This is a genomic window from Acuticoccus kandeliae, from assembly GCF_003073115.1.
This window is the reverse complement of record NZ_QBBV01000002.1, coordinates 1356233-1382194: the sequence shown is the minus strand read 5'-3', so window position 1 is coordinate 1382194 and position 25962 is coordinate 1356233. Positions and strand designations below refer to the sequence as shown.

At 68.0% G+C, this 25962-nt stretch carries 24 protein-coding genes; 13 read left to right on the top strand and 11 right to left on the bottom strand.

Translation table 11 applies throughout. The features are described from left to right. Nucleotides 1-83: 83 nt before the first annotated feature. Together DBV35_RS19105 and gltX are read left to right on the top strand one after the other, a co-directional pair. Entirely contained in the window at nt 84-1733 is a 1650-nt protein-coding gene (locus DBV35_RS19105; RefSeq protein ID WP_108661875.1) for an NAD+ synthase, read from the top strand. Then, nucleotides 1726-3108, top strand: a complete 1383-nt coding sequence (gene gltX / locus DBV35_RS19100; RefSeq protein WP_108661874.1) for a glutamate--tRNA ligase — start codon at nt 1726-1728, stop codon at nt 3106-3108. Before DBV35_RS19105 ends, gltX begins: the two co-directional genes overlap by 8 nt. 16 nt (nt 3109-3124) lie before the next feature. On the opposite strand, the gene DBV35_RS19095 is transcribed toward gltX, so the two are convergent. The 3 genes from DBV35_RS19095 to DBV35_RS19085 form a co-directional block, all read right to left on the bottom strand. Beyond that, nucleotides 3125-4387 carry a DUF2865 domain-containing protein gene (locus DBV35_RS19095; RefSeq protein ID WP_170134986.1) on the bottom strand — a complete coding sequence of 421 codons (1263 nt, stop codon included), beginning with the start codon at nt 4385-4387 and terminating at the stop codon, nt 3125-3127. Nucleotides 4388-4733: 346 nt separating this feature from the next. Then, nucleotides 4734-6245, bottom strand: coding sequence for a UdgX family uracil-DNA binding protein (locus tag DBV35_RS19090; RefSeq protein WP_108661872.1), 1512 nt, complete (start codon nt 6243-6245; stop codon nt 4734-4736). Beyond that, entirely contained in the window at nt 6242-7504 is a 1263-nt protein-coding gene (locus DBV35_RS19085) for a putative DNA modification/repair radical SAM protein (protein WP_245943984.1), read from the bottom strand. The genes DBV35_RS19090 and DBV35_RS19085 overlap by 4 nt, the downstream gene beginning before the upstream one ends. Before the next feature lie 234 nt (nt 7505-7738). Here DBV35_RS19085 and DBV35_RS19080 point away from each other — a divergent pair, with 234 nt between their 5' ends. From DBV35_RS19080 to DBV35_RS19055, 6 genes are all read left to right on the top strand, one after another. Further along, nucleotides 7739-8629 (top strand): ABC transporter substrate-binding protein, encoded by an 891-nt coding sequence (locus DBV35_RS19080; RefSeq protein ID WP_245943983.1) that lies wholly within the window; start codon nt 7739-7741, stop codon nt 8627-8629. Further along, entirely contained in the window at nt 8629-9282 is a 654-nt protein-coding gene (locus DBV35_RS19075) for a L,D-transpeptidase (RefSeq protein WP_108661869.1), read from the top strand. The genes DBV35_RS19080 and DBV35_RS19075 overlap by 1 nt, the downstream gene beginning before the upstream one ends. Nucleotides 9283-9427: 145 nt before the next feature. Continuing rightward, nucleotides 9428-9628, top strand: coding sequence for a hypothetical protein (locus DBV35_RS31145; RefSeq protein ID WP_205648739.1), 201 nt, complete (start codon nt 9428-9430; stop codon nt 9626-9628). Between the two features lie 371 nt (nt 9629-9999). Further along, the gene (locus tag DBV35_RS19065) at nt 10000-10197 is read left to right on the top strand and encodes a hypothetical protein (protein ID WP_157961854.1); all 198 of its coding nucleotides are present in this window, start codon (nt 10000-10002) and stop codon (nt 10195-10197) included. A gap of 119 nt (nt 10198-10316) precedes the next feature. Beyond that, on the top strand, nt 10317-10820 hold the full coding sequence (locus DBV35_RS19060) for an ATP-binding protein (RefSeq protein ID WP_205648738.1): 504 nt from the start codon (nt 10317-10319) through the stop codon (nt 10818-10820). A gap of 4 nt (nt 10821-10824) precedes the next feature. Continuing rightward, nucleotides 10825-11172, top strand: a complete 348-nt coding sequence (locus DBV35_RS19055; protein WP_108661865.1) for an STAS domain-containing protein — start codon at nt 10825-10827, stop codon at nt 11170-11172. Between the two features lie 30 nt (nt 11173-11202). Here DBV35_RS19055 and DBV35_RS19050 read toward each other — a convergent pair whose 3' ends face one another. The 8 genes from DBV35_RS19050 to DBV35_RS19015 form a co-directional block, all read right to left on the bottom strand. Beyond that, nucleotides 11203-12375 carry an amidase gene (locus tag DBV35_RS19050; RefSeq protein ID WP_108661864.1) on the bottom strand — a complete coding sequence of 391 codons (1173 nt, stop codon included), beginning with the start codon at nt 12373-12375 and terminating at the stop codon, nt 11203-11205. A gap of 12 nt (nt 12376-12387) precedes the next feature. Then, the gene (locus tag DBV35_RS19045; RefSeq protein WP_108661863.1) at nt 12388-13617 is read right to left on the bottom strand and encodes an amidohydrolase family protein; all 1230 of its coding nucleotides are present in this window, start codon (nt 13615-13617) and stop codon (nt 12388-12390) included. A 77-nt stretch (nt 13618-13694) separates the two neighbouring features. Then, entirely contained in the window at nt 13695-14546 is an 852-nt protein-coding gene (locus tag DBV35_RS19040) for a fumarylacetoacetate hydrolase family protein (protein ID WP_108661862.1), read from the bottom strand. 120 nt (nt 14547-14666) lie between these two features. After that, a complete protein-coding gene (locus DBV35_RS19035) occupies nt 14667-16502 on the bottom strand; it encodes a mechanosensitive ion channel family protein (protein WP_108661861.1) in 1836 nt (611 codons plus the stop codon). Between the two features lie 298 nt (nt 16503-16800). Then, nucleotides 16801-17868 carry a TRAP transporter substrate-binding protein gene (locus DBV35_RS19030; protein WP_245943982.1) on the bottom strand — a complete coding sequence of 356 codons (1068 nt, stop codon included), beginning with the start codon at nt 17866-17868 and terminating at the stop codon, nt 16801-16803. A gap of 38 nt (nt 17869-17906) precedes the next feature. Continuing rightward, nucleotides 17907-19187, bottom strand: coding sequence for a TRAP transporter large permease (locus DBV35_RS19025; protein WP_108661860.1), 1281 nt, complete (start codon nt 19185-19187; stop codon nt 17907-17909). A gap of 3 nt (nt 19188-19190) precedes the next feature. Then, nucleotides 19191-19625 (bottom strand): TRAP transporter small permease, encoded by a 435-nt coding sequence (locus DBV35_RS19020; RefSeq protein WP_245943981.1) that lies wholly within the window; start codon nt 19623-19625, stop codon nt 19191-19193. 129 nt (nt 19626-19754) lie between these two features. Beyond that, nucleotides 19755-20642, bottom strand: coding sequence for an SIS domain-containing protein (locus DBV35_RS19015; protein ID WP_108662022.1), 888 nt, complete (start codon nt 20640-20642; stop codon nt 19755-19757). A 326-nt stretch (nt 20643-20968) separates the two neighbouring features. Here DBV35_RS19015 and DBV35_RS19010 point away from each other — a divergent pair, with 326 nt between their 5' ends. From DBV35_RS19010 to DBV35_RS18990, 5 genes are all read left to right on the top strand, one after another. Further along, nucleotides 20969-21337 carry a RidA family protein gene (locus tag DBV35_RS19010; protein ID WP_108661858.1) on the top strand — a complete coding sequence of 123 codons (369 nt, stop codon included), beginning with the start codon at nt 20969-20971 and terminating at the stop codon, nt 21335-21337. A gap of 108 nt (nt 21338-21445) precedes the next feature. Beyond that, nucleotides 21446-22582 (top strand): amidohydrolase/deacetylase family metallohydrolase, encoded by a 1137-nt coding sequence (locus tag DBV35_RS19005; RefSeq protein WP_108661857.1) that lies wholly within the window; start codon nt 21446-21448, stop codon nt 22580-22582. Between the two features lie 13 nt (nt 22583-22595). Continuing rightward, entirely contained in the window at nt 22596-23390 is a 795-nt protein-coding gene (locus DBV35_RS19000; protein ID WP_108661856.1) for a creatininase family protein, read from the top strand. Continuing rightward, on the top strand, nt 23390-24619 hold the full coding sequence (gene thrC / locus DBV35_RS18995; protein WP_170134985.1) for a threonine synthase: 1230 nt from the start codon (nt 23390-23392) through the stop codon (nt 24617-24619). The genes DBV35_RS19000 and thrC overlap by 1 nt, the downstream gene beginning before the upstream one ends. A gap of 218 nt (nt 24620-24837) precedes the next feature. Then, on the top strand, nt 24838-25890 hold the full coding sequence (locus DBV35_RS18990; protein ID WP_205648737.1) for a DctP family TRAP transporter solute-binding subunit: 1053 nt from the start codon (nt 24838-24840) through the stop codon (nt 25888-25890). Nucleotides 25891-25962: the final 72 nt, after the last annotated feature.

The following is a 25962-nucleotide window of genomic DNA, read 5'->3' as shown; positions in this document are numbered from 1 at the left end:
GCGTTGACCTCGGGGCGCCTTGCCGCCAGTTTCGCCGCGAATACAGGCCGGGGTCGGACGACCTCACCATAGGCCGGGGACCCATGCGCGACCGCTTCACCATCTCGCTCCAGCAGCTCAACCCCATCATGGGCGACATCGCCGCGAACGGCGCGCTCGCCCGCGACGCCATCGCGGCGGCGGGCGACGTCGATCTCATCGCCTTCACCGAGCTTTTCATCACCGGCTATCCGCCGGAAGACCTCGTCCTGAAGCGCTCCTTCACCGAGCGGGCGATGGAGGAGGTGCGCGCGCTCGCGCCACTCTCCAAGGACGGGCCGGCGATCGCCATCGGGACGCCCTGGCGCGAGGGTGACGTGCTGACCAACGCCTACGCCATCCTGATGGACGGCGAGGTGGCGGCGGTGCGCCACAAGGTGGACCTGCCGAACTATGACGTCTTCGACGAGAAGCGCGTCTTTGCGGCCGGGCCGATGCCGGGGCCGGTGGATATCAAGGGCGTGCGGGTCGGCTTCCCGATCTGCGAGGACATCTGGGGCGAGGATGTCGTCGAGTGCCTCGCCGAGACAGGGGCCGAGATCCTCGTCGTCCCGAACGGCTCGCCCTTCACGCGCACCAAGGTCGAGCGGCGGATGCAGATCGCCGTCGCCCGCGTTGTCGAGAGCGAACTGCCGCTCGTCTACGTGAACCAGGTCGGCGGCCAGGACGAACTGGTGTTCGACGGCGCGTCGTTCGTGCTCTCGGCCGACCGCACGCTGACGACGCAGCTCCCCGCCTTCGTCACCGCCACCGAGACCGTGACCTTCCGGCGCGAGGGGGACGGGTGGGCGCCCGAGGCGGGCATCCGCGCCGCGCTTCCCGAGGGCGACGCGGCGGAGTGGAGCGCCGCGATGCTCGGCCTGCGCGACTATGTGAACAAGAACCGCTTTCCGAGCGTCGTTCTCGGCCTCTCGGGCGGCATCGATTCGGCGATCTGCGCGGCGCTCGCCGTCGATGCGCTGGGGGCCAAGCGCGTCCACTGCATCATGATGCCCTACCGCTACACCTCGAACGAGAGCCTGTCGGACGCGGCCGACGTCGCCGACCGGCTCGGCATCCGCTACGACATCGTGCCGATCGCGCCGGCGGTGGAGGGGTTCGGCGAGCTTCTCGGGCCGCTTTTCGCGGGCCGCACGCCGGACGTCACGGAAGAGAACATCCAGAGCCGCGTGCGCGGCGTGACGCTGATGGCCGTCTCGAACAAGTTCGGCGGCATGGTCGTGACGACCGGCAACAAGTCGGAGGTCTCGGTCGGCTACGCGACGCTCTATGGCGACATGAATGGCGGCTTCAACCCGATCAAGGACCTCTACAAGACCGAGGTGTTCGCCCTCTGCCGCTGGCGCAATTCCGACAAGCCGGCCGACGCGCTGGGGCCGGACGGGGTCGTGATCCCGGAGCGGATCATCGACAAGCCGCCGACGGCGGAGCTGCGCGAGAACCAGAAGGACGAGGATTCGCTTCCGCCCTACGAGACGCTGGACTCGATCCTGCGCAAGCTGATCGAGGAGGAGGCGAGCGTCGCCGACGTTGTGGCCGCCGGGTTCGACCGGGCGACCGTGAAGCGCGTCGAGAGTCTCCTCCACATCGCCGAGTATAAGCGGCGGCAGGCCGCGCCCGGCGTGAAGATCTCGGCCAAGAATTTCGGCCGCGACCGCCGCTACCCGATCACGAACCGCTATCGCGATGCCTGAGACCGTCCGTTTCGCGCCGTCGCCGACGGGTGAGATCCACATCGGCAACGTGCGCACCGCGCTCTACAACTGGTTCCTCGCGATGGAGAGCGGGGGCCGGTTCCTCCTGCGCTTCGACGACACCGACGTGGAGCGCTCGCGCGAGGCCTTCGTCACCGCGATCACCGAGGATCTCGCCTGGCTCGGCATCCGCCCGCATCAGGTGGAGCGCCAGTCCGCGCGCCTCGCCGCCTACGACGCGGCGGCCGACGCGCTGCGGGCCAAGGGCCTTCTCTACCCCTGCTACGAGACGCCGGATGAGCTGGAGCGTAAGCGCGCGCGCCAGCGTGCGCGCGGCCTTCCGCCGGTCTACGACCGCGCCGCGTTGGCGCTCGACGCCGATGCGCGCGCCGCGCTCGAGGCGGAGGGGCGCCGCCCGCACTGGCGCTTCAAGCTGCCGGCGGGCGCGCGGAGCTGGGAGGACCGCTGCCGCGGCCCGCAGACCGTCAATCTCGAGACGATCTCCGATCCGGTGCTGGTGCGCGAGGACGGGACCTATCTCTACACGATCTGCTCCGTGGTCGACGACATCGACCATGGCGTCACGACGATCGTGCGCGGTGAGGACCACATCACCAACACCGGCGTGCAGATCGCGATCTTCGAGGGGCTCGGCGCGACCCCGCCCGCCTTTGGCCACCACAATCTCCTGACGCGCAGCGATGGGGAGCCGCTCTCCAAGCGCGACAACCCGCTGTCGGTGACGCGCCTGCGCGCCGAAGGCTACGAGCCGATGGCGATTGCCTCGCTCGCCGCACTCGTCGGCACCTCGCACGCGGTGGAGCCGATCGCGGAGATGGGCCGCCTCGCCGCGATGGCGCCGCTGGCTTCGGTGTCGCGCGGGCCGGCGATGTTCGACCCGGCCGATCTCGTGCGCCTCAACGCCGCGCTCCTCCACGGCGCGCCCTTCGAGGCGATGGCGCCCTGGCTCGCCGCCGAATATGGCGCGGACGATCCGGTGTTCTGGGAGACGGTGCGGGGCAATCTCACCTTCCGCCACGACGTCGCCCCCTGGGTCGAGATCTGGCGCAAACCGCCCGCCCTCGTCGGCGCCGACGGCGTGCCGCTGCTCGACGCCGGGGAGCGGGCCGTCGTCGCGGCGGCGGCCGACGCGCTGCCGGCCGAGCCGTGGGGGGAGGAGACCTTCAAGGCGTGGACGGGTGCGGTGCGGGCCGCGACCGGGGCGAAAGGGAAGGCGCTCTTCATGCCGCTGCGCAAGGCGCTGACCGGACGTGAGGCCGGGCCGGAAATGGCGGCCTTCATGCTGCTTCTGGGGCGGGAGGCGGTGCTGCACCGCCTTCAGGCGGCCGCGCGGCCGGTGGGCGGCGCGGCCTGATTGGTCGGGCGGCGCCTCAGGCGCCGTTCGGATCCGGCGCCAGGCTGATCTGCGCGGTGGGCTTCACCACGGTGTCGGCAGGATCGACCGGATCGAGCGGCTCGGCGCGCGCGTTCTCCGATTCCGCCACCGGGGCCGCCGCCGGGGCCTGTGTCGGCTTGCGCTTCACGGGCACGATCTGGACGGCGGTCGAGGTGTATTTCGGCTTGTAGAGCACGTGGCGCGCGGTCGTCTCCTGGCCGAACGTGGCGGAGAAGAATTGCGTGCCCACCTCGCGCACCCGCAGCGTCGTGCCGTCGGCGACGCTCGCCGGCGCGCTTCCCGCGACGATCACCTTGGGCGCGGCGGTCGGGACGGGGACAGGGGCCGCGTCGGCCTCCGGCAGCGTCGCGACGCCACCCTCGATTTCGACGGGGGAGCGGTCGGTGCGGGAGGGTTTGAGGGGCTTGCCCGTCTCGTCATAGATGGCGCGATAGCGCACCCACGTCGTCTCGTCCGCCGCCGCCTCGACGGCTTCGATCGGGGTGCGGGGCGCGCCGACATTCGCGGAGCCGAGGCCCACATAGGTGAGGGCCTTGTCCGCCGTCATGTCGTCGGCGACGACCGATTGCGGCTGGCATCCGCAGCCGGTCACCGCGCCTTTGCGGTAGGCGAAGGCGGTGGGCAGGTTCACATAGCGCTCGCCGGTCGACGTGGAGCGCATCGTCTCCACCGGCACATCCTTGTTGTGGGCGTAGAGCGAGACGTCGGCGCCGGGGCAGCGGCCGACGCACATGGCGAGCTCGTCGTAGAAATTGTCGCTGTGGGAGCTGTTGTTGATCGGGAAGTAGAAGCCGTCGCACAGGCGCACGCAGACCGTCTGCGTGGAGCCCACGCGCAGATTGCCCTTGCGCGAGCCCGACCCGGTGGCGAGCGAGGCCGTCGCCGACCCATCGTCCCGGTTGCGAAAGGTGCGCTCGTCGAGGTGGAGCTGCTCGACCTTCGCCGAGCGCGCGGTCTCCGGGTCGACCCGGACCGTCTGAACCTCGTTGCGCCCGCGCATGCCGCCGAAGATCGAGGAGAAGAAGCCGCCGCCGGCGGAATTGTCGTTGGCGCGTGCGTCGAGATGATTGTCGGGGCGCGTGCCGTGGATGATCACGCCGCTTGCCGGAGCCTGGATGTTGTTGTTGCGCCGGGCGGGGGCGCTGCGGGCCGCGACGACGGGCTCGCGGCAGGCCCGCTCGACCCGTGCCTGGAGCTGGCGGATCTGGCGCGGGCTCGTTCCGCTCGCGTTGCGCATCTGCGCCTCGATGCCGGCGCACGCGCGGTGGCGGCCCCAGCCGGAGGATGCGTTGCAACCGTAAGCGTTTGCCTGCTTGCGAAGGCTCGCGAGCTGTGCGGACGATCCGCCCGACTGCGCGGCGGCCAAACGGCTGCGTGCGCTGGAACACGACTCCGCCGCGGCAGTCGTTACTGTCACAACCAAGAAGAGCAATGCAATGATGGCTCTCATGTGACGCTCCTTCGCCGAAATTAATTTCGTTTAAGACCCGCTGGCCGGCACGGGAAAGATTACCAAACATACAACGAATTCGGGGCCGAAGCGTTCAACAAGCTTAACGGAATAAATCATGTTTCTGAGCCGCCTAAACTGGAACGTGCCCGTCCAGTTTGGGCTGTGTGAGACGCCACGCTGCCCGAAGATCGCCCACAAAACGCCGGTATTCTTCCTCCTGCCGAGCCCGGTCCGGAAGCCGCAACAGATAAGATGGGTGCACGGTGACGAATCCGCTCGTCCCATCCGGCCACTCGAGGGGGTGACCTCGCGTGTTTGTGATCGGCATGGCTTGTCCGGAGAGTGCCCGCGCGGCGGTCGCCCCGAGCGCGACGGTCACGATCGGGCGCACGATGGTGCGCTCATGGTCGAGCCAAAAGCGGCAGGCCTCGATCTCGCCGACGTCCGGCCGCTTGTGGATGCGGCGCTTGCCGCGCGGCTCGAATTTGAAGTGCTTCACCGCATTGGTGATGAACGTCTTCGCCCGGTCGATGCCGGCCTCGGCGAGCGCGCGGTCGAAGAGCTGGCCGGCCGGGCCGACGAAGGGGCGGCCGGCAAGGTCCTCCTGGTCGCCGGGCTGCTCGCCGACGAACATCAGCGGCGCGCCGAGCGGCCCCTCGCCGACGACGACATGGGTCGCCTCCCGGTAGAGGGTGCAGCGCTCGCAATGGCGCGCGGCCTTGGCGAGATCGTCGAGCGTGCGGATGCGGCGCGCGGTCTCGGCCGCGTCCGCGTCGGCGGCGGCCCGCTCGCGCGCGGCGCGGGTGGAGCGGGCGGGGGCGCGGTGCGGCGTCTCCACCATCTCGGCCGTGCGGTTGCCGGCGCTGCGGATGAGGGGGGAGATCATCTCCGCCTCCGGCATGTTCTTCCAGTAGCGCTTCGGCATCTCCGAGGTCATCGCCTTTACCTTCAGCCGCGCCGGATTGAAGATCGCCGCATAATAGGTCTTCCAGAGATCCTCGTTGATGTCGCCCGAGGGGGCGATGTCGCGGTTCGCGCCCGGCCCCATGGCGAGCGTCTCGCTGTCCCAATGGGCCGACCGCTCCGGCGTCAGGATCGTCCACCGGATCGCGGGGAAGCGGCGCATGAAGAAGGGCGCCGTGATGTCGAGCGTGTGATGCTCGGGCTCGAACCAGGAGACGAGGTGCTCGACGCGGTCGTCGTCCACGGTGGTGCGGAAGCGCACGAAGGCCTTCATCTTGTGCGAGCAGCGGCGGACATTGTTGGCGAGCCGCGTCGCGCGCGCGACGTCGGGGTCGGAGGCGATGCGCAACAGGTTCGGCTCGTGCTGAAAGCGGGCGAGGAGGCGGTGGAGGAGGGCGAAGCGCTCCATCGAGCGGTGGCAGATGACGTGGCTCGCAAGCTCGATGAAGTCGCGCGGGGCGCGCGGCGCCGTCCTCGGCGTGATGGGGGGCAGCTCCGAGACCGGCCGTCCGGCATCGAAGAGCGCCTGTTCCGACGTGCCCCAGCGCCAGCTGACCGCCTCCGGGCCGACGCCGGCGGCGACGAGCTGGCGCACCGCGTCGCGCCAGGTCGCGAAGTCGGACGCGTGGTCGAGCGTGACGGCCCACGTCTCGGCGCTTTTGTGCGGCACGGCGCTCATGCGGCGAAGAGGTCGAGCTGGCGCGCGGGCTTCACGAACCGCGCCTTGAGGTTCTCGACGTCGAGAAGGCGCGCCGGCTGCCACCCTTCAAGCGCGATGAAAGGGAGGGCGCGGCGCGCGGTGGGGGTGAGGCGCATCAGATCCTCGATCCGCAACCGGCGATAGGGCCGGGTGCGCAGGATCGCGTTCACCGCCTTCACGCCGAGCCCCGGCACGCGCAGGAGGCTCTCGCGCGGGGCGCGGTTCACGTCGATCGGGAAGGTGGCGCGATTGTTGATCGCCCAGGCGAGCTTCGGGTCGATCTCGAGGTCGAACATCCCGGTCGGCGCGGCGGTGGCGAGATCGTCGAGCTCGAAGCCGTAGAAGCGGGTGAGCCAGTCGGCCTGATAGAGGCGGTGCTCGCGCTCCAGCGGCGGGGCGGCCGGGGGGAGGGCCGACGATCCGTCCGGGATCGGGCTGAAGGCCGAATAATAGACGCGGCGGAGCTGGTAGGCGGTGTAGAGCGTGCGGCTTGTGCGCAGGATCTCGACATCGCTCGTCGCGTCCGCGCCGACGATCATCTGCGTCGACTGGCCGGCCGGGGCGAAGCGCGGCGCGGCCTTGCGCATCGGCCGGCGCGGCTTCTCGGCGGTGGCGTCGATCTCGCCGCGCAGCTTCGCCATCGAGGCGCGGATCGTGCGGCCCGACTTCTCCGGCGCGAAGGATTTGAGGCCCGACTCCGTCGGCAGCTCGATGTTGATGGAGAGGCGGTCGGCGTGGCGTCCCGCCTCCAGGAGAAGCTCGGGCGAGGCGTCGGGGATCGTCTTCAGGTGAATATAGCCCTGGAACTGGTGCGTCTCGCGCAGCGTGCGCGCGACGCGCACCAGCGATTCCATCGTGTGATCGGCCGACCGGATGATGCCGGAGGAGAGGAAAAGCCCCTCGATATAGTTCCGGCGATAGAAGTTCAGCGTGAGGTCGACGACTTCTTCCGGCGTGAAGGCGGCTCTTTCGACGCGGCTCGAGACACGATTGACGCAGTAGGCGCAATCAAAGATGCACGCATTCGTCAGGAGGATCTTCAGCAGCGAAATACATCGCCCGTCGGGCGCATAGGCGTGGCAGATGCCTGACCCTTCAGTCGAGCCAATCCCGCCTGATTTCAATGCGTTCCGTTTCGTCGTGCCGGACGAGGCGCACGACGCGTCATACTTCGCCGCGTCTGCGAGGATCGCCAGCTTTGCCTGGAGTGATCGTGCCTGGGACATTGTGTCGGGCATTCATTCCTCGAAGTTCCCACTTTGTTCCTTATGCCCTGTCGATTACATCTCGTAAAGGTCGTGTGAGACATGTTGACGAATGGTCACGCCGAGGTGAGTGGATGGGTCACCGGCTTGGCAAGAGTCGATGGGCCATGCTTGTTTGAGTACCGGATTGCGGAGGAAGACGTCACAATGTGGAAGGTGGTAGGTTCGCTCGTTGCTGCTGCCGCGACGATGTCGGCTGCGCCTGCGATGGCCGCGACCATCGTGATCGGCGTGCCCAACTGGCCGTCGGCTGAGGTGACCGCCAACATCATCGCGCAGGTCCTGCAACAGCATTACGACGTGGACACGCGCCTGCGTCCGCTTGGCTCGGTCGAGATGTTCGACGCCATGGATCGCGGCGAGGTCGACGTTCACCCGGAGGTCTGGCTGCCCAACCTGCAGACCTTCATCGACGAGTATGGCGACAAGCGCGGCACCATCAAGCTCTCCCCGATCGGGGTGACGGCCGCGCAGCACCTGTGCACGACGCGCGAGACCGCGGAGGCGACGGGCCTTCACAGCGTCGCCGACCTCGCCAAGCCCGAGATGGCGGCGAACTTCGACACCGACGCCGACGGCAAGGGCGAGATGTGGATCGGGGCGCAGACCTGGTCCTCCACCCGGATCGAGCGGGTGCGGGCCAAGAGCTACGGCTACAACGACACGATGCTGCTCCTCACGATGCCCGAGGACATGGCGATGGCCTCTCTCGACGCCGCGATCGCGACGAGCCAGCCGATCGTCTTCTACTGCTATTCGCCGCACTACATGTTCGCGCTGCACGACATCGTGACGCTCCAGGAGCCGGCGCACGACCCGCAGAACTGGCACATCATCCGCGCGGAGGACGATCCGGCCTGGCTCGCGAACTCCACGGCCGAGAGCGCGTGGGAGCCGTCCCATTTCCATGTCGCCCACGCGACCGAGCTCGAGGAGAGCTTCCCCGAAATCGTGTCCTTCCTGGACAAGATCGCGCTGACCTCCGAAGAGGCGGCGCAGATGAGCTACGCGATCCACGTCGAACGGCGCGATCCGGCTGAGGTCGCCACGACTTGGATCGGCGAAAATGAAGCGCGTATCGAGGAGTGGACCAAATGATGGGGAAGTGGGGGCGCAGCGCGGCGCTTGCGCTGGGCCTGACGGCGGTTGCCGCCGGGGTGGCGCACGCGACGGAGATCTTTGACCCGACGAGCAGGACCTGGGTCCGCTACGATCCGCAGCGCGCGATCAATTATTATCGCGCGCACGGCAGCGTGCCGGGGGATTTCCGCCGGCAGGTGGTGAAGTTCCGCACGGCCGAGAAGCCGGGCACGATCATCATCGATAGCAACCGGCACTTCCTCTATCTGGTGCTCCCGAATTTCCAGGCGATCCGGTACGGCATCGGCGTCGGCCGCGACGGGTTCGGCTGGGCCGGCATCGTCCGCGTCGGCCGGATGCAGGAATGGCCGGTCTGGACGCCGCCGCCGGAGATGGTCGCGCGCGACCCGAAGGCCGCGAAGTATGCGGGCGGCATGCCCGGCGGGCCGGACAACCCGCTCGGCGCCCGCGCGCTCTACCTCTATGAGGGCAACAAAGACACGATCTACCGGATTCATGGCACCACGGAGCCCTGGTCGATCGGTCTTGATATTTCCTCCGGCTGCATCCGCATGAACAATGAGGACGTCATCGATCTCTACAGCCGAATCGAAGTCGGCGCGAAGGTGATCGTGTTGATGCAGGGAGCCGCGCTCTATCGCGGCGTTTGACTAGACCGGGGAGAGAAGAACGATGGTCCTTCGATTGGGTGGACAGGTCGCGTTGGTGCTGGCGTCCGGATTGGCGCTCGCCGCATGTCAGAGCGGTTCGAGCTCCTCGTCCTCTCCCGCGCCGTCGACCGTTCGGGCGACGGTCGTGACCGCGCCGGCCGATCTGCAGCTCCTGTGCGCCTCGGAGGCCGCGACTCGGTTCAGCGTCGCGAGCAACACCGTCCTTCCGGTCTCCTCGCAGCAGGTTGAGAACAGCCAGTACCGGGTCGACCTGACGGTCGATGGCGCGAACGCGACCTGCGTCGTCGACGACAACGCCAACATCATCTCGCTGACCCGCGCCTGACGCGGGCGGCGCCGACCCGTTGCAAGAAAGGGCGCTCCGCAGTCGCGGGGCGCCCTTTCTTTTTGCGTGGACACCCGATCGGACCACGACCTCTGCGCGTTGAAATGCGCGTCGGCGGCGCCGCGCGGGGGCGGGTGGGGCTCGATATCGATCCGGCCACGCAATTTATTGCAGTGATTTCAAAGTTTTATTTGACGCCAGCGCTGCGCCGGTCCGCACCCGCGGCACCACTTTGGCGCGCGATAAGCAAAACTTTCTCATTGCATCAGAGAAGCTTTCTCCGCATTCTATGACAACGCGGTGAAACGCGTACTGCATTTTTGTTCGCGCACACCGCGCGGACCGTCAAAGCGGGGCGCTGGAGGCGCAGCGTGGCGAAGTACACAGTGTTGCGCAAGCGGATCGGCAGCATCGTCGGGGCGGACAAGCGCCTCGTCGGCGATATCGCGTTGCTGATGCTCTTCGCCATCGCGCTCGCCGCCGTCGCCGCGACCTACGGCTCACGCATCGGCCCGATGGTCTATGACTGGACGAGCTGGTTCTCCTGGTCGGCGAGCGCCAAACCCTAGACCTTGTCCTGATGGGATCCGGAGCCCGGACTCGGCCATCCGGCCCGCGCTGCATCGTTCAATCGAAAAATCCGCCGTCCTCGCTTGTTCGGCGTGCTTGCTTTCCCAAATTTCAAATTATGGGATCGACGGTCACGTATGAAGAAGTCATTGTGCGGCGAAGCGCGGACGTCGAATCGTCAAGGTGCGGCGGGGTGACAATCGGGGTGAGTGCAGCAATCGACTTGACCCTCTCCGCACCGGACGATCTCGACCGCATGGTCGAGGCTATCGAGACGTTCGGGGAGGCGGAAGGGTTGCCGCTGAAGACGGTGATGACGTTGAACCTCATTCTGGAGGAGATCGTCACCAACGTGATCAATCACGGAGCCGACGACGGGACGGCCATGATCGAGGTCACCGCGCATCGCAGCGGCGACACGATCCACGGCTTCGTGCGGGACAACGGGATCGCCTTCGATCCGCTCGCCCGCGATGCGCCCGACACCGCCGCCTCGATCGAGGACCGCCAGATCGGCGGGCTCGGCGTCCATCTGGTTCGAACGATGTCGCGCGACGTACAGTATAGGCGTGAGGGGCAGCACAACGTCCTGCGCTTTGCCATCGGTATTGAGGAAGGCTGATATTGTGAGCGACTTGACGATCGTTGACGAGAAGGTGGGCGATGTTCTGGTGGTGGTGCCCACCGGACGCATCGACTCCGCGACCGCCAAGACGCTGGAGACCGACATGCTGGGCCGCCTGTCGGCCGGGGAGACGAACCTCGTCGTTGATCTCGAAGGCGTCAATTATATCTCGAGCGCCGGGCTGCGCGTGATCCTCCTCGCCGGCAAGAAGGCGAAGGCGTCGGGCGGCGCGATCCGCCTGTGCGGGCTCCAGCCGACGATCCTCGAAGTGTTCGAGATCTCGGGCTTCCTGCGCCTCTTCGAGGTGACGCCGGGCCGCCCCGAGGCGATCGCCGCCGCGAGCGCCTGACGCGCCGGCGTCCCCCCCTGACTGATCCCGTCAGCGGCCCGTCCGGGTCGCGATCTCGGCAAGCGCGATGAGGCGCCCCTCGCTGTCGCGCGCGCCGGCGAGGCTGAGGCCGACCGGCCCGCCATCCACCACCCCCGCCGGAATGGAGAGCTGCGGCAGGCCGCCGAGGCCCGACGGGCACAGCATCTGAAGCGCGCGGTTGCGGTAGGCGTTGAGCGTCGGCTCGTCCGCGTTCCGCATCGGCGCGGGGCCGGGGCCCGTCGGGAAGACGAGCGCCGCGCCGTCTGCGAGGATGCGGGTGAGGCGCTGCGTCACCCGCTGGCGCATCGCCCGCGCAGCCTCCCAGCCCTCCGGCGTGATCTCGCTCGCGATCCGGAAGCGGTCCGAGATGCCGGGGCCGAAGCCCGGCTCGTGCGTGCTGATCCACTCCCCGTGCGACTGCCACGCCTCGGCCGCCTGGCAGACGCGGAAGGCGTCGAACCACGCCGGGAGCCCCTCGGGCGCGAGGATGATGGGGACGGCCGGTCCCGTCACCGCCTCAAGCCGCGCGAGGAGGGGGACGACGGCCGCGACGGTGATCTCCTCGGCGCAGGCCCACACGTCCACCGGCAGGAGGAGGCGAGTCGGCCGGTCGCCCTCGACCGGCAGGCCGAAGGCGGCCGTGGCGCGGGCGAGCGTCGCAAGATCGCGGGCGAACCAGCCCACCGTGTCGAAGGAGGGGGCGAGCGGCATCGTTCCGTCGATGGACACGCGCCCGTGGGTCGGCCGGATCCCCCAGATGCCGCAGAAGGCGGCGGGGAGGCGCACCGATCCGCCGGTGTCGCTGCCGAGCCCGATATCGGCAAGGCCCGCCGCGACGGCCGCGGCCGAGCCCGAGGAGGAGCCGCCCGGCATCCGCCGCGGGTCGGCGCTGTTCACCGGGGTGCCGTAGTGCGCGTTCGCGCCCATCAGCGAGTAGGCGAGCTCGTCCGTGTGCGTCTTGCCGACGAGCGTCGCGCCGGCGCCGAGGAGGGTCGCGACCGGCGCCGCGTTGCCGGTCGCCGCGGCGTGCGTGCGCGCCCATTCCGGATTGCCGCAGCCGGTCACGTGACCGGCGACGTCGTAGAGGTCCTTGGCCGCGAAGGTCAGCCCCGCGAGGGGGCCGCCGGCCGCGCCGGAGACCTCGAAGGTCTCCACGAAGGCGTTGACATTGTCGCTGATCATACCGCCGCTCCTTCAGGCCGGTGAGTGTAGCTGCGGCAGTTCGCGGGTAAAGGTGGGGACGCCGTGTTTGAAGCCGAACATCGGCTGCGCGATCTCGGCGACCGCGAGCGCCGGGTCGATGGCGTCGATCACCACGAGGTCGGCGGGATTGCCGGGGGCGAGGCCGTAATCGTCGAGATTCATGAGGCGGGCCGAACGGGCCGACACCATGTCGAGGCAGTCCGCCATCGCCCCGCGCGCCCCGACCTGGCAGATATTGGCGTAGAGGTTCGCGATGCGGATGAGCGAGCCGTCCCCGAATGGCGTGAACGGGTTCAGGACGTTGTTCGTGGAGAGCGAGCAGTTGACGCCCTCGGCGAGGAGGAGGTGGGCCGGCGTCACGCCGCGCGGCGCGTCGTGGTCGTGCGTGTGGCCGCGATGGGAGAGGAAGAGGTCGGTCGCCGGGAGCACCGTCACCGCGACTCCGACATCGGCGAGGCGGCGGGCGAGGGCGGTGAAACGCCCCCGGTCGAGCAGCGCGAGCTTCGTCACATGGCCGACGGCGACGCGGCCGCCCCACCCGAATTCCTCGGTGCGACGGGCGACATATTCGATGTCGAGGTCGGAGATGTCGCTGCCGAAATCGAGGTGCATGTCGATGTCGACGTCGAATTCGCGCGCCATCTCGAAGACGCGGTCGATCTGCCCGTGCGGGTCGGTGTCGGTGTAGGGGGCGGCGCCGACCGTGTCGGCCCCGGCCTTCAGCGCGGCGACCATCAATTCGTCGGTGCCCGGATTGTTGAGGAGGCCCTCCTGCGGGAAGACGCAGATCGACACGTCGATCGCCCAGCGCCAGTCCGCGATCGCGGCCTTCACCCCCTCGAAGCCGCGCAGCCCGATGACGGGGTCGACCTCCACATGGGTGCGCATCCGCGTGGTGCCGTTGAGGACGCATTTGCGCAGCGTGCGCGAGGCGCGCTCGGTAACGTCCGCCCCGGTGAAGCCGGCCTTGAGGCCCGCGACCTCGGCGATCGCCTCCGAAAGTCCGCCGCGCATCGTCACCCGGTCGAGGATGCACGCCTTGTCGAGGTGGATGTGACTCTCGCAAAAGCCCGGCAGGACGAGGCGGCCGCCGCAATCCAGCGCCCGCTCCCCGCGCGCGAGCCCCGTGCCGATGCGGACGATACGCCCGTCATCGACCCCGATATCGACCCGCTCGGCGGGCGCGGTGGGAAGGCGGACGTCGTGCAGCGTGAGGTCCATCGGGGTTCCCTATTGCCGGGGCGGGGTGGTCGAAAGCGGCGTGCCGCGCGTCGGAGCGGCGCGGCACGCCGGGCCGATTACATCTCGGCCATCACCGGGTTCACGAGGGTGCCGAGGAGGCCGACCTCGATCTCCACGAGATCGCCCGGACGCATGTAGAGCGGGGGCTGGCGCTTGTCGCCGACGCCGCCGGGCGTCCCGGTCGCGATCACGTCGCCCGCCACGAGCGGGGTGAAGGTGGAGATGTATTCGATGAGCTGCGGGATCGGGAAGATGAGGTCCGCGAGCGTCGCGCTCTGGAGCACTTCGCCGTTGAGGCGCGTCTGGATCGGCAGCTTGGTGTAGTCGCCAACCTCGTCCGGCGTCACCATGAAGGGGCCGAAGGCGCCGGTGGCGGGGAAGTTCTTGCCGGGCGTGAACTGCGAGGTGTGGCGCTGGAAGTCGCGCACCGAGCCGTCATTGAAGATCGAGTAGCCGGCGATGTGGTCCATCGCCTTGTCGGCGGTGATGTTGCGCCCGCCGCGGCCGATGATGACGGCCATCTCGCCTTCATAGTCGAACCGGTTCGACACATTCGGCTTGATGAGCGCCTGGCGGTGGCCGATCAGCGTGTCGGCCCAGCGGGTGAAGATGGTCGGGTGGTCGACGTCCGGCCGCTGCGTCTCGGCCTTGTGCTCTTCGTAATTCACGCCGATGCACAGGATCTTCACCGGATCGGGGATCACGGGGAGGAAGGTGATGTCGGAGATCGCGAAGTCCGGCGCGCGGCCCGCGACATAGTCGGCCGCCGCGGCGAGCGTCTCGCTCGCGATCGCGCTCTTCAGCGAATCGGACCGGTGTCCGAGACGCCGGGTGAGGTCGACGACGCCACCCTCAACAACAGCACCAAATCCCCGGCTCCCGAGCCGGGTGAAGCTCACGAATTTCATGGATCCACGTCTCCTTCGAACGCCCACGCAATCTGAGGCGACAGGCGTCGTCCGCGGGCAAATTCTCTCGTAGACCATAGGCGGCGCGAGCGCGAGGGTCGCGCGCCGCCCTTGTGGATCTCAGGTCGCCGCGAACCCTTCGTCGGTGGCGACGGGGTGGGCGTAGCGCTCGCCGGTGGGGGCCGCGCCGGTCGCCTCGCGCCCCTCGCGCGGGCGGGCCGGCTCGGCGGTGAGGGCGTGGTCGCGGCTCAGATACGTCGTCTGCGCGGGGATCGCGAAGGCGCTGCCATTGGCGGCGACGATCTCCATCACGCGCATGAAGAGCTGCTCCTGGATCTTCAGGAACTGCCCCCAGTCGGCGCTGCGAATATAGGCCCAGATCTCGACATTGAGGCTGAACTCGCCGAAGCCGCGGAAGCACACGCGCACGCTCTGCGTCTCGACCCGGTCGTCCGCGCGCAGCATCGCGGCAATGTCGTCGATGATCGCGGTGAGCTGGTCGGTCGAGGTCTCGTAGCGCAGGCTGATCGTGGTGTGCATCAGGTTCGCGTCACGCCGGGTGAAGTTCACGATCGACATCTGCGCGAACTCCGCGTTCTGCACCGTCACCAGCGTGCGGTCGAGGCCGCGCACCTTGGTGGAGCGCAGCCCGATCGTTTCCACCGTGCCGAGCATGTCGCCGAACTTGCAGAAGTCGCCCACCTTCACTGGCCGGTCGGCATAAAGGATGATGCCACCGATGAAATTCTCGAGCGTCGGCCGCACCGCGAGCGCGATCGCGAGGCCGCTGACGCCGAGGCCGGCGATGAGGCCGTAGACCGGGATGCCGATGCGCGAGGCGCCGAGGATCAGGACATAGGCCGCGACGCCGAGCCCGATGACGCGGAAGACGAGGCGGATGAGGCTCGCATCGAGGCTCTCGCGCCGCACGCGCGGCGAGGTGATGACGATCTCGGCGAGGAGGTTGAAGGCCATCACCGCGGTGAAGGCGAGGGCGACGGTCTGGAGGCTCTCCACGCCGAGCTCGATCGAGGCGAGCACCGAGCCGGTGAGGTTCACCACATCGTCGACGAGCCATTCATAGGTGCCGAGGATGGCGATGATCACGAGCGGCGGCACGAGGCGCCAGAGCGAGCGCAGGATCGAGTAGCCCGCCCCGTTCCGCCGGCCCTCCCATCGCAGGAGGAGCGCGATCAGCGCGGCGGTCAGGACCGTCGCGATCGCGAGCGCGAACCACTGCCACACGGCCTGCTCGTAGTGGACGCGCATCAGCCAGTCCGGGAATTCGAGCACGTGGCGGTAGAGGGCGACGGGCATCGCCATGCCGGGGCCGGTGACGAAGTGCTGGTAGAAGTCGATCGCGTCGTCGGAGTTGCGCGGGAGCTGGGCGACGGTCGCGTAGTAGGCGGGGAGCTGGGCGATCGTCTCGGGCGAGAAGAGGAAGCGCGGCTCGCCGTCGGTCCCGGTGACGCGCGCCATGCGGATCTCGGTGCCGGGGAGGGTCCACCCGTTCGGCGCCGCGCCGTCGTCCACCGCGCCGACGCTCGGGATCGTGTCGGCGGCGGGGAGGGGGATGCGGTCCATGATCTCCTCGAGGAGGAGGACCGAGGTGATGCCGACCGAGCGACGGTTCGCGGGCGGGATGTTGGAGAGGTCGAGCGTCGTCGCCGCACGTCGGAGCCGGGCGAGCGCCTGCCGCTTCAGCGCGCGCACCTCGTCGGTGTCGAGGATCTCCTCGTTCTCGTCGGAGACCTTGAAGGCGCGCACGAGCGAGTCGGCGGCGCCCTGGGCGAGAGTGCGGAAGCTCTGGAAGGTCTGGCGTGGCGAGGCGGTCGCGGCAGGCGCGAGCGGACTCATCGGGGCAATGGCGGTGGTGGCGGGCGCGGTCGCAATGGCCGGATCGGCCCCGGTCGATATCGCGGCAGTCTCCTGCGCCGCGGCTTGCCCGAAAATCATGCCGGCCGCGAGGAAGAGGCCGACGAGGCGCGCCGCGATGCGGGACGTCCGGCCCGACCGGCCACGGTTTTCCGGAGCAAATGCGCGTTCGCGGTCGGCTCGTGTCCGAGGCGGCCGGTTGCCTTGCCACAATCGCATCAGGCTGAACTCCTTCCCCTGGGCAACAAGGGTAGCCCATCGGGGCGAAGGCGGCCAAACGCGGGACGGGGAAAAGTGCAACCCGGCGTGGTCACTTCGGGCCAAAGTGTTGCCCTGAGGCAGAGAGGTGATGCGCCGCCGGGGCGGCGCACCGTCGGTCTCAGTCTTCCATGAACTGGGACGAGTTGGCCTTGTCGACGTCGGCCTTGAAGATCGCGAGGAGCTCCGCCGCGTCCGGGCCGAGCTGCGAGTTGATGTGCTCCTCGAAGGCGGGGAGGGTCACTTCACGCATCTTCGCGCGGTCTTCCGGCGACAGCGCGGTCACCTTCATGCCCTTCTCGGCGAGGCCCGTGACGCCGCGCTCGGAGGCTTCGATGATGCGCGACAGGCCGCGCGAGGCCGCGACGCACGACTGCGTGGCGTAGCGCAGGATGGCCTTCTGGTCGTCGTCGAGACCGTCCCACACCGCCTTGTTGAGGAGGAAGGTGTAGGGCGAGAAGAGGTGGTTCGTCAGCGTCATGAAGCCCTGAACTTCGTTGAAGTTCGAGAACGAGATGATCGGGATCGGGTTCATCTGCCCATCGATGACGCCGGTCTGGAGGGCCGAATAGACCTCGCCCCAGGCGAGCGGATAGGCCTCTGCGCCGAGCGCGTTCATGATCGCCTGGTGCGAGGGCAGCGTCATCGTGCGCAGGCGGATGCCCTTGAAGTCGTCGAGCGTCGCGATCTCGTGCTCGGAGTTCGTGACGGCGAAGAAGCCGCCCGTGTCGGGGAAGCCGAGAACGACGACGTCGCCGAGGACCTTCTCCATGTCGGCCTTCAGGGCCTTGCCGAAGTCGCCGTCGAACACCTCGTAGGTCGCCGCGTTGTCGGCGAAGGCGAAGGGCAGGTTCAGGACGTCGATGTTCGGATAATAGGGCGCGAGCGAGCCGGTCGAGGAGAGGGACGCCTCGATGACGCCGTCCCGCACCATCTGCACCTGTTCGGCGGCGGTGCCGATCTGGTCGTTCGGGTAGATTTCGACGGCGATCGTGCCGTTGGAGTCGGACTGCACGATGTTCTGGAACACCTGGGCGCAGGCGTGGGCCGGGTTGTCGTACGGGTCCGGCTTGTTGTTGTGGCCGAGGCGGATGGTGATGTCCTGCGCCGAGGCCGTGGTCGTCGCGGGGCCCGCGGCGATCGCGACGATGGCGGCACTCGCCATCAGGGTGCGGATGGTCGTTTTCACTGAGCGTGCTCCTTCTGGTCTATTGGATTTGGTTTGGCTCACGAGAAGCCGAGCGCCCGCGGCACCAGGAGGGCCAGATCCTCCCAGTAGGCGAAGATGAAGAGGACCCCGATCTCGGCGATCAGGAACGGCCAGAGCTTGGCCGCAATCGCCTCCAGCTTCTCGCCCGTGACGGATGAGAGGACGAAGAGGCAGGCCCCGACGGGTGGTGTCATCAGCGAGATGTTGAGCGCGACGACGAAGATGATGCCGGCATGGATCGGCTCGAGGCCGATCTGGTCGGCGAGCGGGACGAGCACCGGCGCGAGGATGATGAGGATCGCGGTGATGTCCATCACCGTGCCGATGAGGAGAAGCACCGCGACGATCAGGAAGATGACGGCGTAGCGGTTGTCGGAGATGGCAAGGACCGTGTTCGCGATCTCCTGCGGGATGCGGTTGAAGCTCATCCACCAGCCAAGCATCGAGGCGAACGCGATGATCACGAAGATCACGCCCGTGATGCGCGCGGTGCGCAGGAGCATCCCGTAGAGGTCGCCGACCGTGACGTTGCGGTAGACGAAGACGCCGAGGAAGAAGGCGTAGGCGACGGCGAGCGAGGCCGCCTCCGTCGGGGTGACGATGCCGCCGAGGATGCCGCCCAGGATGATGAGCGGCATCAGGAGCGCGGCGGTGGAGCGGAAGGCGGTCTTCGCGACCTCCATCACCGTCGCCCGCTTCTCGGGATCCGGCAGGCGGTTCCGCCGCGCGCCGAGCGCGATGATGCCCATGCAGGCGATGCAGATGAAGATGCCGGGCAGGATGCCGGCGGCGAAGAGGCCGCCGATCGAGACGCCCATCAGCGAGCCATAGACGACCATCAACCCGGAGGGCGGGATCGTGGGGCCGATGATGGAGCCGGCGGCGGTGACCGCGCAGGCATAGTCGCGCCGGTAGCCCTGCTTGACCATCTCGGGGACGAGCGTCTTGCCGAAGGCGGCCGCGTCCGCCGTCGCCGCGCCGGTGAGGCCGGAGAAGAGGATCGAGGCCACCATGTTCGCGTGGGCGAGGCCGCCACGGAAATGGCCGACGAGCACGTGGGCGAGGCGCATCAGCTGATTGGTGATGCCGATATGGTTCATGATCTCGCCGGCCAGGATGAAGAAGGGCATGGCGAGGAAGGGGAAGCTGTCGAGGCCGGAGAACATCTTCGACACGCCCATGGCGAGGAAGCGGTCCCCGCCCATGTCGATGAGGCCGGTGAGCCCGGCGAGGCCGATCGCAAAGCCGATCGGCATCCCGATGAGAAGGAGGACGAGGAATACGAGGCCGACGATCATGGCTCAGGCCTCGTTCGCTTGGTCGAGAAGCTGCTGCTCGCCGCCGTCCCGCAGCACCACGAGGGCAAGCTGGATGGCGCAGAGCGCGGCGGCGGTCGGAATGGCGGCGAAGGCCGGCCCCATCGACAGGCCGAAGATCAGCGCGCGGCGGTTGAGGCCGGACATCGTGAAGGTGACGCCGTACCAGACCACGTAGAGGAAAAGGCCGATCGCGAGGATGTCGCACAGGATGAGGAGGGAGCGGCGCAGCGCGTGCGGCAGGCGGTCGAGCACGATGGTGAGGCCGATATGCTCTCGCCGCGCGATCGCGCACGAGATGGCGAGCAGCACCGTCCAGATCATGATGTAGCGCGCGAGCGGTTCTGGCCAGTTGAGCTGCCAGTGGAAGAAATACCGGTCCATCACGCCGATCCAGACCGTGATGACAAGCGCGGCCATCATGATGACGACGATGAATTCAATAACTCGATTTAGTATCGCGCTTGCGGTACCCGCCAACTGTCTCATTGATGTCCCTTGAGTTCTCTATCGGGTGCGCTGTTGGCCGATAGACTTGCTTTTTGTTTTCTAGTCCCCGATCGGTCTGCCCGGCTCGCTCATGTTGAGGGCGGAGAGACTCGTGCGGATCCGGCGCAAGCCTTCGAGCACGCCCGGCCCCATCATCTCGGCCGTCACCGTGGCGAGGACGTCGAGGATCATGAGGAGCGAGTAGCGGCCCGAGGTCGGCTTGAAGACCTTGTTATCGGCGGGGATCGTGAAGGGGAGGATCAGCTCGGCCTCGCGCGCGAGCGCGGAGACCGGGTCGGTGATCGCGATGGTGCGCGCCCCGTATTGGCGCGCGATCCGCGTCGCCTCCACGATCGACATCGCGTTTCCCGACGAGGAGATGGCGATCACCGCCGTGTTGCGGTCGGAAACGGCCGCGGTCATGCGCTGGAGCTGGCCGTCCGTGTGGGCGGTGATCGAGAGGCCGAAGCGGAAGAGGCGGTTCTGCAGCTCAACCGCGCCCATCGAGGAGACGCCGCCGGAGCCGTAGACCATGATCTGGCGCGCCGCGATCATCTGCTCGGCGGCGTCGTTGATCTTCGGCATGTCGAGGCTGTCGCGCACCCGGTCGAGCGCGGCGACGGCGCCGCCATAGACCGAATTGACGATCCGCGCCTCCCGCTCCTCCCGCTCCAGCGGCTCGGGGAAGAGGTAGAGGCCGCCGATCGCGAGGATCTGGGCGAGGCGGAATTTGAAGTCGCGCATCCCCTCGCAGGCGAGCGAGCGGCAGAAGCGCGTGACGGTGGGTTCGCTGACGCCCGCGCGCAGCGCGAGGTCCGCGATCGACGCCTTCGAGGCGTACTCGATGTCGGCGAGCACGATCTCGGCGAGGCGTCGCTCGGCCCGGCTTCCCTCGGCCGAGAGATGGCGGAGCTGCGCCACGATATCGATCGTCGTCGCATCGCTCATCGGAGCGTGTGCGCCCATGTCCGTGAAGGGCGGTGTCGCGCGTCCCATCGACCTGTCCATGTGCCAGTCATCCGGGTAAGCTGCCGATCAAGATCTAAAAAAGCAACATAGATTTCGAGGCATTACATGCCTTCGCCTCAGGCAATCCCGCCTTTTTTTAGGGCGGATGAATGAAACTTTCAGAATTCCGTTGATCTTCGCGCGGCCGCCGGAATACGGTTTGGGTCGCCGCCACAGGGGTGCGCGGCGCCCGGTTCGGAGCCGGTTCGCGGCGCCAAGACGCCCGGTCGGCGACGGTCCTATCGTTTCGTTCAAGGAGAGATTCGGTGCCTAAGGAATGTTTCGGCTCGTCCCCCGCGCCGCTGTCGCCCGCGGTTCGTGCCGGCGACTTCGTCTTCGTGTCCGGCCAGGTCCCCGTCGGGCCGGACGGTGAGCTTGTCGGCGGCAACGTCGAGAACCAGACCCGCCAGGTCCTCAAGAATGTCGAGGCCGCGCTGAAGCTCGCCGGCGCCAGCCTCGAGGACGTCGTGAAGACCACCGTCTGGCTCGACGACGCACGCGATTTCGGCGCCTTCAACAAGGTCTATGCGAGCGTCTTCAAGGAGAACTTCCCCGCCCGCACGACCGCCGAATCCCGCCTGATGGCCGACATCAAGGTCGAGATCGAGGCCGTCGCCTACAGCCCGAAGGGCTGACCGGCGTCACAATGGGAGGGCCGCGCCCGCGGCTCTCCGCTTCCTTGATGAGAGCGGCGCAAACGCCGCCATCCGCCCCGGCGGACCCCACGCAGGTAACATCATCCCATGAGCTTTGATCTCATTCTGAAGAATGGTCGCGTCATCGACCCCTCGCAGGATATCGATCGCGTCGCCGACGTCGCCTTCTCGGGCGGCAAGGTCGCCGCCATCGGCGACGGCCTCTCGGCCGACGGCGCCGACGTGCGCGACGTGTCCGGCAAGATCGTGACGCCGGGGATCATCGACCTGCACACCCACGTCTATTGGGGCGGCACCTCCCTCGGCGTCGACGCGGACGACTATGCGCGCCAGAGCGCGGTCACGACCTGCGTCGACACCGGCAGCGCCGGCCCCGGCAATTTCCCCGGCTTCCGCAAGCACGTGATCGAGCGCTCGGGCGCGCGGATCCTGGCCTATCTCCACGTCTCCTTCGCCGGCATCTACGGCTTCGAGCCGAGCCTGATGGTGGGCGAGAGCCACGATTATCGCCTGATGGCGGCGCGCAAGGCCGCCGAGGTGATCGAGGCGAACCGCGACCTCATCGTCGGCGTGAAGGTGCGCATCGGCCGCCACGCGAGCGGGCCGGCGGGCATCGACCCGCTGATCGTCGCGCTCGACGTCGCGAACGAGATGGACGTGCCGCTGATGTGCCACATCGACGAGCCGCCCCCGTCCTACGAGGCGGTCGTGTCGATGCTGCGCACCGGCGACGTGCTGACCCACTGCTTCCGCCCGTTCCCGAACGCGCCGGTCGACGGCAAGGGCAACGTGAAGCCCGAGGTGCTGAAGGCGCGCGAGCGCGGCGTCTATTTCGACGTCGGCCACGGCATGGGCTCGTTCTCCTGGAAGACCGGGCGCGCGATGATGGCCGCCGGCTTCCCGCCCGACGTGATCTCCTCCGACGTGCACGCCTTCTGCATCAACGGGCCGGCCTACGACCAGCTCACCACGATGACGAAGTTCCTCCTCCTCGGCATGTCGCTGAACGACGTCATCGCGGCCTCGACCGTGGTGCCGGCGAAGGCGCTGCTGCGCCCCGATCTCGGGACCTTCAAGGAAGGCGCGACGGGGGACGCCAGCGTGATCTCCATCGCCGAAGGTCGCTTCGACCTCGTCGACGTGCGCGGCGTGACCGAGACGAGCGACAAGAAGCTGAAGGCCGAGGGCGTCGTCATCGACGGTCGCTGGTGGCACCCGGCCTGATCGGACAGCGCGGATGAAGTGGGAAACGAAGACGAGCGCGGAGATCGCCGCGCTCGACCGGACCATCCCGGTGGTCCTCTCCATCGCCGCCATCGAGCAGCACGGGCCGCATCTCGCGCTGGAGACCGACGCGGTCATCGGCGCGCACTATCTGGAGCGGCTCGACGCGCGTCTCGGCGAAAAGGTGCTGATCCTGCCGCAGGTGAAGGTTGGCTGCTCCGAGCATCACATGGAGTTCGCGGGGACGCTCAGCGTCAGCCACGAGGCGTTCATGGCCTATGTCGCCGACATCGTGAATTCGGTGGTGCGCCACGGCTTCCGCAACATCGTGATCCTCAACAGCCACGGCGGCAACCAGGCGGTCGGCGGGCTCCTCCTCGAAAAGCTCGGCGCGGCGCACCGCGAGTGCCGCATCGCCTTCTTCACCTGGTGGCGCCTCGCGGGGCCTGAATTGCGGTCAGTGCGCGAGAGCGCGCCCGGCGGCCTCGGCCATGCGTGCGAGTTCGAGACATCGGTGATGCTCTCGGCCAAGCCCGAGGACGTCCGGCGCGAGAAGATCGGCGGCCACTCCAGCGCCAAGACCTTCGACTGGGATTTCGGCGACATGCTGATCGCCGATCGCGGCACGCTCTTCCGCACCATGGCGGAGAAGACCAACGGCACCGGCGTCGCGGGCGACCCCTCGCTCGCGACCGCCGAGAAGGGCGCGGCGATCACCGAGGCGGTCGTCGACCAGCTCGCGAAGGTCGTGACCGACCTTGTCGCGGCGGGGCCGAAGCCGGTCGTGCCGATCGTGGTCGCATCATGATGGGTGAGGGGACACCGGACCGGATGGTGTGCACCGCCTGCGGCGCCACCACCCCGATCGAGCGTGTCCCCTCGACCTGCCCCGAATGCGACGGGATCCTCGATCTCTTCCTCGGCGAGAAGGCTGGCGATGCGCGCGCGCCATCCCCGGCGGGGGCGAGCGAGGGGCTCTGGGTCTGGGCCGACCACCTGCCGCACTGCAAGCCGCAGAACCGGATCACGCTCGGGGAAGGGAACTCGCCGCTCCTCGCCGCACCGCGCCTCGGCAAGGCGCTCGGCGTCGACGATCTGTGGATCAAGAACGACTCGCTCCAGCCCTCCGGCTCGTTCAAGGACCGCGCCGTCGCCCTCGCGACCTCGCTCGCCTGCGAATATGGCCGGGACGCGATGGTGCTCTCCTCCAGCGGGAACGCCGGCGCGTCGAGCGCGGCCTATGCGGCGCGCGCCGGCCTGCCGCTCTTCGTCCTCGTGCCGAAGACCGCGCCGCCCGCGAAGCTGCGCCAGATCGTGGTCGCCGGGGCCCATCTCGTCACCGTCGACGGGCAGACGCACGATTGCTGCCGCCTCGCCAAGGAGGCGGCCGAGACGATGGGGTGGGTGAACCTCACCACCACCTACCACAACCCCTACGGCGTCGACGCCTACGCGACGATCGCCTACGAGCTCGCCGCGCTGAAGCCGGACGTTCTCCTGCTGCCGATTTCGAGCGGTCCGCTCCTCGGCGGCATGATGAAGGGATTCGAGCGGCTGAAGCGGCTCGGCCTCGTCGACCGGATCCCGCGCCCGATCGCGGTGCAGACGGCGGCCTGCGCGCCGATCGTGGCGGCCTACCGGTCCGGCGGCGCGGTGGAGCCCTGGGCCCACCAGCACACGATCGCCTCCGCCCTCAACGACACGCTCGCCGGCTACGAGCGGGACGGCGACTACACGCTGAGCTTCATCCGACGCCATGGCGGCGCGGCGGTCGCGGTGGACGATCAGGCGATCGTGGAGGCCGTGCGCCTCACCGCCGCGTGCGAGGGGGTGGTGCTCGAGCCGAGCGCCGCCGTCCCCATCGCGGCGCTGCGGCATGCGCGCGATGCGCTTGGCATCACGGGCGACGAGCGTATCGTCGCCGTCACGACGGGGCATGGCCTCAAGGATCTTTCCACGGTCGAGGAGGCGGCGCTGCCGACCCCGATCGCCCCGGAATTCGGTGCGTTGGAGCCGCTTCTGAAGCGTACGTACTGAATGAATGCTCCGTATTTGTGCAAGCGTTGCGTAAAGTGCCGTGGTTCCGGCCTGGATTTGAAAGATTTGGTTCGTTAGGTTGCCGAATGGCGAGCGGATAACTTGCCGAGAATAAATTCTCTCATCGTGCAAACGATTTTGCCGAGAGAGCCAGAAGGAGAGCGAATATGATCGCGAATCTCAGAAGCAACGTGAGATCATCGAAGTTTGCGTCGCTGTTGACCGCCGCCGGGATGGCGACGGCGGTCGTGATGTCCAGCGCGGGCGCGAGCCAGGCGGCGGACTACACGATGGCGATCGCCCACCTCCTGCCGGAAGACATGGAGAACGAGGTCCACCCCGCGCTCGTCCACTTCAAGCAGCTCGTCGAGTCGAAGACCGACGGCGCGGTGGAGGTGGAGCTCTTCGGCGGTGGCCAGCTCGGCTCCGAGGTCGAGACCGGCAAGCAGGCGCAGGACGGCGCGCTGCTCCAGTCCACCGTCATCTCCTCCGGCGCGATGTCCTCCTTCTTCCCGAAGTACCAGGTCATCACCGCGCCCTTCCTCTTCCCAGACTATCGCGTCGCCCACGCCTTCTTCGACGGGCCGTGGTTCGCGAAGTTCATGCACGGCGCGATCGAGGAATCGGGCCTGCGCTATCTCGGCACCTTCGATGACGGCGGTGGCTTCGTCGCCTTCACCAACAACAAGCACCTCATCAAGACCGCCGACGACATCCAGGGTCTCAAGATCCGCGTCGAGGAGAACCCCGCGCACGTCACGACCATGAAGGCGCTCGGCGCCTCCGCGACGCCGCTGCCCTGGGGCGAGGTGATCACCGCGCTCTCCACCGGCCTCGCCGACGGCCAGTTCAACGCGCCGGGCGTGTCGAAGACGTGGAAGCTGTGGGAAGTGAACGACTACACGACCCTCTCGGGCCACGTGTACAACTCGCAGTCCTGGCTCGTGTCCGACAAGTGGTTCAAGTCGCTGCCGGAAGAGTACCAGGAGGCCATCGTGACCTCCGCGCGCGAGGCGATCGAGATCGCGCACGGCATCTCCTCCCTCGCCGCGATCGAGGGCTGGGAAGCCTCCTGCAAGGAGTTCGACGAGTGCTATGTCCTGCCCTCCGCCGAGCGCGAGAAGATGGCCGCGATCGCCCGTCCCGCGTGGCGTGAGTGGATCACCACGGACTTCGGCCTCGATGCCGCCCTCGTCGACGAGCTGCTCGCCGAGGTCCAGAAGACCGACGCCGATCTGACCGCCGAAGAGATGGATCTCTACGGCAAGTGATCCGAGACGGGCCGGCTCCGCGCCGGCCCGTTCCCGTTCGCCCTCGACCGGAAACCACCGCCACGGTGCGCC